Origin of the sequence: uncultured Sulfuricurvum sp. (assembly GCF_937936435.1) — a bacterium.
Classification (GTDB): domain Bacteria; phylum Campylobacterota; class Campylobacteria; order Campylobacterales; family Sulfurimonadaceae; genus Sulfuricurvum.
Genome location: NZ_CALDDG010000028.1, coordinates 1 through 10,177, shown reverse-complemented (window position 1 = coordinate 10,177; position 10,177 = coordinate 1). Strand labels below are relative to the sequence as shown.

Below are 10,177 nucleotides of genomic sequence, written 5' to 3'. Positions count from 1 at the left end.
GGGGAAAGTCGGATATGAATTGCTTGACGGTACGACCGGTGAAGAGCCATTCGACTTCGCGATGCTTATCCCTCCGTTCGCCGGTGTCGGTCTTAAAGCGTATAACAAAGCAGGTGAAGATATCACCGATACGGTATTCGCGCCAAATGGCTTCATGAAAGTCGATGCAGATTATACTCCTAAACCGTATGCGGAATGGAAAGCGTCTGACTGGCCTCGTACATACCAAAATCCTACCTTCAAGAATTTGTTCGCAGCAGGGATTGCATTCGCACCTCCGCACATTATCTCAAAACCGATGAAATCGCCAAACGGAACCGTCATCAACCCGACTCCTCCACGTACCGGTATGCCGAGCGGTATTATCGGTAAAGCGGTCGCTCACAGTGTATGCGATTTGATCAAACAAGGTTCAAGCGCTCACTTGCATGAAGCGTCGATGGCTGAAATGGGTGCGGCGTGTGTTGCATCTGCCGGTAAAGGTTGGTTCGATGGTCAAGCGGCTGCTATGACGGTATATCCGGTCGTTCCTGACTTCGACAAATATCCGGGTACGGGTCGTGATACCGACTATACTTTCGGAGAGATCGGTTTGGCGGGTCACTGGATCAAACATATCTTGCATTATCTCTTTATCTATAAAGCTAAACTCAAACCTTTCTGGAAAGTGATTCCGGAATAAAAACCAGGCTCTCTGTAGGAGAGTCATGCAGAAAGCGTCGCTTCTGCTTATATACAAATATAGGAGAACATTATGGCAAAACCAGAAGAATTTAATTTCGCTAAAAACGATAACTTCAACACGGCGATGATCCCGGGAAAATGGGCACGTTTTTTTCGTACGTGCAAAATCTGGCAGTTTATCCGCTTCGTAATCATTAACATCAAAATGATTATTGTTGTCGGCAAAAGCCACTAAAACGTTTTATACGGAAGGCTTCCGGCCCTCCGTCTACCTTCTTCTAAAGTAATCCGACCATGATTCAGCCGCTCATAAAATATCCTGATCCTACCGTCCGCCTGATATCCGCAAATGTCCGTTTCTTTAACGACGAACTGGAACAATGGATAACCGACATCGTCGATACGATGAAATCGAATGATTTAGAGGCATTAAGTGCTATATTAATCGGTATCCAGTACAACATTATCGTCCTGAAAGAAGCCGATATCTATACTCCGTATATTAATTCCCGAATGATTAAACATTCGGGAATGGTGACGGCGACGGAGAGAAGCATTTACTATGAAGGGATCAGCGTTGACGTGGATCGGTATGAGACGATGACCGTCATTTACGAAGATATACACGGCGAGTCGCATCATCGGAATTTTTCCGGCGATTTGGCGCGGACGTTTCAGCAGCAGCTGGATTATTGTTTCGGAAGCACATTCGTCGACCGTGTCGATAAAGAGATGAAGCAGCGGATCAATGATTATCTTGAATACGGTTTGGTTGCCGATGGCGGATCCTGTCCAACCATCTTTTATCGTGACCGGTTTAAACTTGGTGCGAAATATTTGATTTCAGGTGTGGCGCTATCCTCACTTGTACCGTTTTTTGTTTCTGAAAAAGTGCGTGAATGGGTTTATCGGATCGATCTTGCAGTTTTAGCGGCTATCGTCGCGCTGATCGTAATCTATTTTTTCTATGCCCAGTACGAATCCAGACTTTACAAACAATGTACCAGCTGTCAAACGGGAAATATCATCGGGACGGTCGCTATTTTGGCGTTTCAGCTGGCGATTGTCGCTTCGGCCGTTTTCTTTTGGATAAAGCCTTAACTATAAGAGATAACAATAACTCTTAACCTTTTTAGAGTATCATTGCTCCCAATAATTCGATCTAAGGAAGTGGGTATGAGTCTCCACGATATCAGCGGGTTGTATAACTCGAAAATGGTTTTGATAGCGGCAAAAGAGGAGATTTTACAAGACTGGGTTGCTGAAGAGGAATGCGCCTCCATTTTACAGCGTCATGAAATTGATCAAGAGTTGTTTATTGCCCATTACGCAGGGAACGTGTTCGATTACTTTATGGGAGTGGTCTCCGGACAGATGGTTATCGGCGAATGTCCGGTGATCGCCGATCTGATCGAATATTTAAAAAATAAAGATCTCCGTGCCGATGAACTTTTTACCCTTTGTACCCATTTTAAACGGGCGGTTCTGAACAGTACGTACCGCATGGGAATTAATTCACCCGAAATCTTTACGGCCGTCAGTTATCTGTTTGATCGAAATTTTGCGGGGGTGCTGAAACTCTATACCGATACGATTTATCAAAAAGAGCAAGAAGCAATCAATGCCTCCAAGGCCAAAGAGTATTTCCTATCTAATATGTCACATGAAATACGGACACCGCTTAACGCTATTTTAGGATTTGTATCGCTACTTCGGGATGAGACGATCAATCCCCGCTACCAAAAATATCTCGATATCATCTCGAATAGCGGTGAAAATCTCCTCCATATCATTAACGATATTCTCGATTTTAGTAAACTCCGAAGCGGTGAATTTGCAATCGATCCTCAACCGTTTAACATCCATGACGAAATCTCTCATACGATGGAACTTTTCGTCCCCAGTGCCAATTCCAAAAGTATCACTCTGACCAGTTTTATCGATCCTTCTATCCCCTATGAGATTATTGCCGATGCGGTGCGAATCAAACAGATTGTCGGGAACTTTTTGAGCAATGCAATCAAATTCAGCCATCCGGAAGGAGCAATCCATGTCGAAGCCCGGTATGACCGAGGGCTTTTATCCTTATCGGTACGTGATGACGGAATCGGTATATCGTCCGCAGATCAGCAGCGGATATTCGACGCATTTTCACAGGCCTATGAAGGGGTTATCCGAATTAACGAGGGGACAGGGCTGGGACTCTCTATCTGTAAACAACTGGCCCAACACATGGGAGGGACGATCGAGCTTCAGTCGGCTTTAGGAGAAGGGAGCTTGTTTACCCTGAGTATTCCGGTTGTGGTGAATCATGAGTGCGAAATTGCGAAATTCGATATCTCGATGTTTGAGGGGATACGGTTCGGATTATTGGAATATGATCCTTCCGAGAGCTATAAGCTCGAATCCCTGCAACGCTACTGGGATCATTTCGGATTGGACGTTTGCCGTATTAAAACGGTCAAAGACGAATGCGATCTGCTGATTTTTCTTGAAAGCTCCATTGATGACGAGACTCGAGAATATATTATTGAACAGCAGATTCCTTCGGTCGCGATTTTGGATTTTCTCGATGACCGTTACGACACGATAGAGACGATTACACCGCTTACGTTTCCGATTTACTGTACCAAACTGCAAAATGCCCTCAGTGAAGTTTTAGGGATCAATCAACCTTCTCTTCCGACGGCTCTGGGGATTAACAGCGGGTACGGATTTTCGGGAAGGATTCTCGTTGCGGAAGATAATCATGCCAATCAAGAATTGATCCGAATCGTATTGGAACGCTACGGTCTTGAATACGTGATTGCGAGTAACGGGGTTGAAGCGTTGGAACTGTATTGTTCGCAGCCGTTCGATCTGATATTGATGGACGAGCAAATGCCGTATATGAACGGGAATGAAGCGACCCTTTCGATTTTGGCGTATGAAGAAAAAAATAAAAAACCGCACACCCCTATCGTGGCCTTGACGGCCAATGTGATCAAAGGGGCGCGTGAACGTTCGATCCAAAACGGTTATGATGCTTTTTTAGGAAAACCGATTGTCCTGAAAGAGATCGAACAGATTTTTGACCGTTATCTCAGCCCGAAACCGATTCAAAAAAATGAACAGAAGCCCAAACAAAAATCCAAATGGCCGGCGATCGATATGGAACACCTCAAGAGTGCTTTGATGCTGGATGAAGAGCAGATCGACTACCTGCTGGGAATATACTGCCAAAAGATGGAGCATTCGCTAAGAGAGTTGGAGAATGCAATCGCCGAAAAAGCGTATGAGGATATCCCTTTTATCGCCCACTCGATCAAAGGTTCGAGTGCAAATTTTCGTTTTGACGAACTTTCGCGTCTGGCGTACGTTATCGAAGAATCGGCGCTGAATAAAGATAAAGAGTTTGATTTCGACGAAGCGTACAGCGTACTGCACTCCGAGTTTTCTAAACGGTTTATGGGTGAAGAGGGCTATTACTCTTCTAAGTAATAACCGACGCCCGAAGCGTTTTTGATGACATCGGTAGGGAGTTTGTTACGCAGTCTCCAAACCAGAGTCCGGACGCTGTTATCTGTCGCACCTTTGGTTTCCCAGACGTAGTTGATCGCTTGTTCAAAGTCGACGACGCTCCCCAGCTGTGCAACCAGCAGACGGATAAAGGCGTTCTCTTTTTTGGTCAGTTTGATTTTCTGATTGTTGTAAAACGTCTCTCCCAAGCCGGTATCGTGGCGGTAGCCGTTGCCGAATTCGACGATCGGTTTGTCGGAAAGCTTTTTGGCGTAGACCAGTTTTTCCAGCTCTTCGCGGTCGGATTTGAGTTCGTCGATATTGGAGTTGCGTTTTTTCTCCTCTTTGAAGCGGTAAAGTGCCATTTGAATGGTCGTATGGAGATTGATAGGATCGAACGGTTTTACGATATAGCCGTAAGGTTCGGTTTTTTTCGCTTTTGAGAGCATATCGTTGTCGGAATGGGCTGTCAGATAGATAAAAGGGAGGGGATTTTTATCCCGGATAAACTGAGCCAATTCGATACCGTCCATCGTCTTTTGCAGACCGATGTCGATCAGTGCGATGTCCGGATTGTAGATTTTGATTTTGTTGCGTGCCGTAACGGCGTTGTCGGCAATGGAAACGACATCATACCCTTGTTTCTCCAAGGACATTTTCAAATTCATTGCGGTTACTTCGTCATCTTCGACGACAAGTACTTTGATAGCACTCATGAATCCTCTTTAACGTGATAATGTGGTAGTAATATAAGGATATTTTATCACACTTACGATTTAAACTCAACGTTGCACTGCTTAAAATATGTGTTTTACAGAGTGAATTTAGGATAATCTCTCTTTTTTATCCGTTATTCAACCCAAACGGGGCATAATCGCGAATATTCTATACGCAACGGGATGGCCACAATGCTTGATTTTGATAAATTTACCAAATATTCCAAGCCGGGACCCCGTTATACCAGTTATCCGACGGCGCTTGAGTTCTCCGATACTTTCGATTATGACGGGTATCTCGCAAAATTGCATGCCCAAGATCCCGCCCGGATGCTGTCACTCTACTTCCACCTGCCGTTTTGCAAAAACGCCTGTTACTTTTGCGGCTGTAACGTCGTTTTTACCTCTAAAGAGGACAAAAAAGAGCGCTATATCGATTACCTGCTGCGGGAACTGGCTATTTTGGCGCAACATATCGATGTCAACCGTCCGGTGATTCAGCTCCACTTCGGAGGGGGAACGCCCACATTTTTCAATGCCGAGCAGCTTCATCGGATCATCAGTACCATCAAAAGTTATTTTAAAAACTTTGCACCGGATGCCGAAATCAGCTGCGAAATCGATCCGCGCCATATTAATGAAGAGCAGATGAAAGTGATGAGCGAAGCGGGATTCAACCGAGTCAGTTTCGGGATTCAGGATTTTGACGAAAAAGTACAGGTCGCAGTGCACCGTGTACAGCCGTACGATATTACCAAGGCGGCGATGGAACTTGCACGCAAATACAATATGGTCAGCGTCAACGTAGACTTGATTTACGGTCTTCCGTACCAAAGCTTGGAAACCTTCAAAAAGACACTGGAACAATCGATTTCGCTAAATCCCGACCGTTTTGCCGTATTCAACTACGCTCACGTACCGTGGTTGAAGAAAACGATGCGAAAAATCGATGAAACGACGTTGCCTTTGCCTGCCGAGAAGCTTGCGATCATGCGCTATACGGTCGATTATATGTCGGCACAGGGATATCGGATGATCGGAATGGACCATTTTGCCAAACCCGAGGACGAGCTTTTCAAAGCAATCGACAAAGGAGAACTGCACCGTAACTTCCAGGGATATACGACCAAGGGAGGGGCGGATCTGATCGGTATCGGATTGACCAGTATCGGTGAAGGAGCCGACTACTACGCACAAAACTTCAAAGAGATGGATGCGTATGAAGCGGCGATCGATGCGGGAAAACTACCGTATGAGCGGGGTGTGGCACTGAATGAAGACGACCGAATCCGCCAATACGTCATCATGGAACTGATGAGCAATTTTAAACTCGATATACCGCGATTTGAGCGCTTATACGGCGTCAATTTCGGGGAGTATTTTGCCGATGCACTGGAAGCGTTGAAACCTTTTGAAGAGGACGAACTGCTGAAAATCACTCCGACATCGATCGAGTGCTCTCCGACGGGGACCCTTCTGATCCGGAATATTGCGATGCCGTTTGATGCGTATATGAAACGGCACGCGTTATCCGACAAAGCTTTTAGCAAGACAGTATAAATACCATGGGAGAAAGAGCATTGTTCCATTTTACCGAGACCTCAGACGCCTGTATCAAATGCGGGAAATGTATCCCCGTCTGTACCATCCATAACGTCAATGCGGATGAAGTCACCTCGCCGCGCGGATTTATCGATCTATTGGGTGCGTACCAGCGCGGGCATTTGGAACTGGATAAAAATGCGAAAGCGATTTTCGAGAGCTGTTTTTTATGTACCAACTGCACCGATGTCTGTCCGAAAGCGCTTCCGACCGATATGGTGATAGAGCAGGTGCGTGCCGATATTGCCGACAAGTATGGTATCGCATGGTTTAAACGGGGATTTTTCTTCCTTCTGCGCCACCGCTTTTTAATGGATACCCTCTTTAAACTGGGATACGTGTTCCAAACGTGCGGCTTTAAGATCAAAGCCGAGATCAACTCAATGCAGCCGCGCTTTAACCTTCCGATCATTAAAAAAGACCGCTTGCTGCCGTCGATGGGAAAACGCTCTTTCATGAACAGTTATCCCGAAAATATCCCCAATGGCGGGAAACGACGTGTAGCGATTTTTATCGGATGTTTGGGAAATTACAACTATACCGAGATCGGTAAAGGGCTTTTGGAGATTCTCGAAGCGTTGGAGATCGATGCTTTCATCCCAAAAAAACAGCTATGCTGCGGGGCTCCGGCCTATTTTACGGGAGATTTCGCCACGGTCGATCACAATGCCAAAAAGAACATAGAATATTTCGAGAGTTTCATCGATGAGGTCGAAGCGATTATTATCCCCGAAGCGACCTGCAGTGCAATGATCAAAATCGACTACGAGCACTTTTTCCATGATCAGCCTGAATGGCTGGAACGGGCCAAAAGACTCAAAAACAGAATCTTCATGGCTACCGAGTGGCTCGAACAGCGTACGGAGCTTAAAGAGCTGTTGGCATCTAAAGGGCGGAGCGATCTTGTCGTCACCTATCACGATCCGTGCCATGCCCGTAAGATGCAGGGGGTTTATCAGGAACCGCGTCGCCTGATCACTCAAAACTACACAATCACCGAGATGAGCGATCCGAACGCTTGCTGCGGTTTCGGCGGTGTCACGATGCAGACGGAGAATTTCCATTTTGCTCAGGCTGCAGGGAAACCGAAAGCGGCGATGATCGCCAAATCGGGGGCGCAGGTGGTTACGGCCGAATGCAGTGCATGCCGAATGCAGATTAACAATGCGATGAACGAAGCCGAACTCGATGTCGTTTTTAAAAATCCGATCGAATTGATCGCCGAGGCACTGCGAAAATGACAACAATGGAAGTCGAATCGTTTTTAGAAATATTCCAAACCCTTATTATGGCTTCAATGACTCCTGAGGGTGCACCTCATGCCAGTACGGCTCCTTATGTCCGCTTCGGAAATGATTTTTATATTCTCATCAGTACTGTTGCTCAACACGGGCGAAATCTTTTAGAAAATCCGAACGTGTCACTCCTCTTTGCCGAAGATGAGTCACAGTGTGTTCAGCCCTTTGCACGAAAACGGGTGACAATCGAGGCAACAGCATCGGAGATCGATCGTGTGGATGAAGCGTATACAGCGGTCGTTGAGCGCTTCATTGCCCATTTTGATCAGGAACTTGTCACTTCTTTGACCCAAATGGGGGATTTTCACCTCTTTAAGCTCTCCCCCAAAAGCGGCAGCGTAGTTATGGGATTCGGCAAGGCGTACCGTTTGGATGAAAATTTAGAAGTGCTAAAACAGATTATGGGGCAGCACCAAAAGGGGCACACTCATGGATAAACTTCTCATTGTGTGGAGCAGTGGAGAGATCGAAGTCGCGAAAAAGCTCGTACTGCTATACGGGAGTGTGATATTGCCTCGCGGATACTGGGACGAAGCTCATCTGATGGTATGGGGTCCTTCGGCGAAACTTCTTGCTGAAAATACCGAACTGCAAGAAATGGTTGCCAAAGTGATCGATAGCGGTGTAAAGGCTTCGGTATGTGTCGTATGCAGTGAGGATTACGGTGTGACAGAACAATTGCGTGCGATGGGGATTGAGCCTGTCCATACCGGTGAGCTTCTGACGCAGGCGCTGAAAAGCGATTGGAAAGTCGTCACGTTTTAAGAAAGGGTTTTGATGGAGTTCTGGAACCATATTTATGAGCATTTCAATCCCGTAGCAGTCAATCTGGGGCCGATTCCCGTGCACTGGTACGGATTGATGTATGTCCTGGCCCTTCTATCTGCATTAGCGATGGCAAAATGGATTGTCAAAAAAGACAAAATCGCCATTACGAAAGAGCAATTGGACGATTATTTTATTTATGCCGAGATCGGGGTTATCCTCGGTGCGCGCTTGGGATATATCCTTTTTTACGATACCCATACATCGTATTATTTGAGTCATCCGTGGCAGATATTTAACCCTTTTATCGACGGACAGTTTGTCGGTATTCGGGGAATGAGCTTTCACGGGGCGATTATCGGTTTTTTGATCGGTTCGTATCTATACCACCGAAGACATGGGATATCGTTCGGCGTATTGATGGATTTGGTGGCCGTTTCGGTACCGCTGGGATATGTGTTCGGCCGAATCGGCAACTTTCTGAATCAGGAGCTTGTAGGACGCGTTACCGATGTGCCGTGGGGAATTTACGTTTATGATACCCTCCGTCATCCTTCGCAGCTCTATGAAGCTTTTGTCGAGGGGATTATTGTTTTTGCGATCATTTATGCGTACCGTAAGCGAAAAGCGTTTGACGGGGAACTGATTTTACTGTACGGATTTTTATACGGAATCGGACGGGGACTGGTCGAGTTTTATCGGGCTCCCGATGCTCAGATCGGCTATATCGTAGGGGACTGGATGACGCTGGGAATGGCACTTAGTTTTTCGATGGCGATTTTGGCGGTCATAATATGGAGTTATTTTAAGATAAGTATTAGCAAGAACAAATGATGATAAAGAAATGGCTTTTCTATGCAGGATTAATATTGTCTGTATTTAGTATAGGATTTCTTAGTGGTTGTAGTTTGGTTACAGGTGTAAAATCTATAGGTGATGGTATGTTAAGGGGAGATACATACATTAAATCAAAAATTCTTATGGAAATAGTAGCTCTAAGAGCTGAAAAAAATGATAAAGAATCAATAAATTATTATGATGTAAGTAAGGTTTTATCACATTATTTTGTACAAGGAATAGAGAAAAATCAAGTTATCGCAATATTGCAACAAGATAATATTAGTGTCAGTAGTGATGAAAATCATAAGGTTACAGTTTATTATCGATATGGCTTTTTTCAACTTATAGTTTTAAAATTCTTTTTTGATTCACAGCAGAAATTGGTAGGGTGGGATGGAATGTATTTGATTACAAGCAATAATTGATACAAAAATAGTGTATTCCTTCCTCATAACGATAATTCAGATTAAACTGGTGCAGATCGCATACCGATTGGGCGATATAAAGCCCTAGTCCCAATCCCCCGTTCCCTTTTTCCGTGACAAACGCTTGCAACGCCTCTTCAACCGGTCGTTTCAACGGCTCTCCGCTATTTCGGATACAGATACGGTTTTCATCACAATGGATATGGATTGGCAATGCAGTGGCATGGCGAAGTGCATTGTCGATCAGGTTTTGCAAGGCGCTGGTGAAGAGTTCAGGATCGACGTTGAGAGAACGATTGCACCCCTGCATAATGAGCGTTTCGTCATTAGCGAGCAGGTTATCCATCGC

Annotated in this window: 11 protein-coding genes and 1 pseudogene; 10 read left to right on the top strand and 2 right to left on the bottom strand. The window is 45.4% G+C overall.

Annotation, left to right across the window (positions count from 1 at the left end; translation table 11 throughout):
- From Q0389_RS03490 to Q0389_RS03475, 4 genes and pseudogenes are all read left to right on the top strand, one after another.
- A pseudogene (locus Q0389_RS03490) lies at positions 1-682 on the top strand (NAD(P)/FAD-dependent oxidoreductase); the annotation flags it as partial.
- Positions 683-754: 72 nt separating this feature from the next.
- On the top strand, positions 755-919 hold the full coding sequence (locus Q0389_RS03485) for a hypothetical protein (RefSeq protein ID WP_298691668.1): 165 nt from the start codon (positions 755-757) through the stop codon (positions 917-919).
- Between the two features lie 59 nt (positions 920-978).
- On the top strand, positions 979-1,785 hold the full coding sequence (locus tag Q0389_RS03480; RefSeq protein WP_298691666.1) for a peptide deformylase: 807 nt from the start codon (positions 979-981) through the stop codon (positions 1,783-1,785).
- A gap of 75 nt (positions 1,786-1,860) precedes the next feature.
- Positions 1,861-4,164, top strand: a complete 2,304-nt coding sequence (locus Q0389_RS03475; protein WP_298691663.1) for a hybrid sensor histidine kinase/response regulator — start codon at positions 1,861-1,863, stop codon at positions 4,162-4,164.
- On the opposite strand, the gene Q0389_RS03470 is transcribed toward Q0389_RS03475, so the two are convergent.
- On the bottom strand, positions 4,149-4,898 hold the full coding sequence (locus Q0389_RS03470; RefSeq protein ID WP_298691661.1) for a response regulator: 750 nt from the start codon (positions 4,896-4,898) through the stop codon (positions 4,149-4,151). The two genes, Q0389_RS03475 and Q0389_RS03470, sit on opposite strands and share 16 nt — an antisense overlap.
- A 192-nt stretch (positions 4,899-5,090) precedes the next feature.
- Here Q0389_RS03470 and hemN point away from each other — a divergent pair, with 192 nt between their 5' ends.
- Genes hemN through Q0389_RS03440 form a run of 6 tightly spaced genes read left to right on the top strand, consistent with a single transcriptional unit; the run spans position 5,091 to position 9,828 of the window.
- Positions 5,091-6,458 carry an oxygen-independent coproporphyrinogen III oxidase gene (gene hemN / locus Q0389_RS03465; protein WP_298691670.1) on the top strand — a complete coding sequence of 456 codons (1,368 nt, stop codon included), beginning with the start codon at positions 5,091-5,093 and terminating at the stop codon, positions 6,456-6,458.
- Between the two features lie 5 nt (positions 6,459-6,463).
- Positions 6,464-7,741, top strand: coding sequence for a (Fe-S)-binding protein (locus Q0389_RS03460; RefSeq protein WP_298691659.1), 1,278 nt, complete (start codon positions 6,464-6,466; stop codon positions 7,739-7,741).
- Complete coding sequence (locus tag Q0389_RS03455) at positions 7,738-8,235, top strand: HugZ family protein (RefSeq protein ID WP_298691657.1); 498 nt, start codon at positions 7,738-7,740, stop codon at positions 8,233-8,235. Before Q0389_RS03460 ends, Q0389_RS03455 begins: the two co-directional genes overlap by 4 nt.
- Positions 8,228-8,563, top strand: coding sequence for a DsrE family protein (locus Q0389_RS03450; RefSeq protein WP_298691655.1), 336 nt, complete (start codon positions 8,228-8,230; stop codon positions 8,561-8,563). The genes Q0389_RS03455 and Q0389_RS03450 overlap by 8 nt, the downstream gene beginning before the upstream one ends.
- Positions 8,564-8,575: 12 nt before the next feature.
- The gene (gene lgt, locus Q0389_RS03445) at positions 8,576-9,397 is read left to right on the top strand and encodes a prolipoprotein diacylglyceryl transferase (protein ID WP_298691653.1); all 822 of its coding nucleotides are present in this window, start codon (positions 8,576-8,578) and stop codon (positions 9,395-9,397) included.
- The gene (locus Q0389_RS03440) at positions 9,397-9,828 is read left to right on the top strand and encodes a hypothetical protein (protein WP_298691651.1); all 432 of its coding nucleotides are present in this window, start codon (positions 9,397-9,399) and stop codon (positions 9,826-9,828) included. Before lgt ends, Q0389_RS03440 begins: the two co-directional genes overlap by 1 nt.
- On the opposite strand, the gene Q0389_RS03435 is transcribed toward Q0389_RS03440, so the two are convergent.
- Positions 9,812-10,177, bottom strand: a 366-nt coding sequence (locus Q0389_RS03435; protein WP_298691649.1) for an ATP-binding protein, incomplete at its 5' end; no start/stop codon positions are given. The two genes, Q0389_RS03440 and Q0389_RS03435, sit on opposite strands and share 17 nt — an antisense overlap.

What these genes read in the sequence shown, in the direction of transcription:
- Q0389_RS03440 (WP_298691651.1), top strand. Translation starts at nt 9,397, where the DNA reads ATGATAAAGAAATGGCTTTTCTATGCAGGATTAATATTGTCTGTATTT.
- Q0389_RS03480 (WP_298691666.1), top strand. Translation starts at nt 979, where the DNA reads ATGATTCAGCCGCTCATAAAATATCCTGATCCTACCGTCCGCCTGATA.
- Q0389_RS03475 (WP_298691663.1), top strand. Translation starts at nt 1,861, where the DNA reads ATGAGTCTCCACGATATCAGCGGGTTGTATAACTCGAAAATGGTTTTG.
- Q0389_RS03460 (WP_298691659.1), top strand. Translation starts at nt 6,464, where the DNA reads ATGGGAGAAAGAGCATTGTTCCATTTTACCGAGACCTCAGACGCCTGT.
- lgt (WP_298691653.1), top strand. Translation starts at nt 8,576, where the DNA reads ATGGAGTTCTGGAACCATATTTATGAGCATTTCAATCCCGTAGCAGTC.
- hemN (WP_298691670.1), top strand. Translation starts at nt 5,091, where the DNA reads ATGCTTGATTTTGATAAATTTACCAAATATTCCAAGCCGGGACCCCGT.
- Q0389_RS03470 (WP_298691661.1), bottom strand. Translation starts at nt 4,898, where the DNA reads ATGAGTGCTATCAAAGTACTTGTCGTCGAAGATGACGAAGTAACCGCA.
- Q0389_RS03485 (WP_298691668.1), top strand. Translation starts at nt 755, where the DNA reads ATGGCAAAACCAGAAGAATTTAATTTCGCTAAAAACGATAACTTCAAC.
- Q0389_RS03450 (WP_298691655.1), top strand. Translation starts at nt 8,228, where the DNA reads ATGGATAAACTTCTCATTGTGTGGAGCAGTGGAGAGATCGAAGTCGCG.
- Q0389_RS03455 (WP_298691657.1), top strand. Translation starts at nt 7,738, where the DNA reads ATGACAACAATGGAAGTCGAATCGTTTTTAGAAATATTCCAAACCCTT.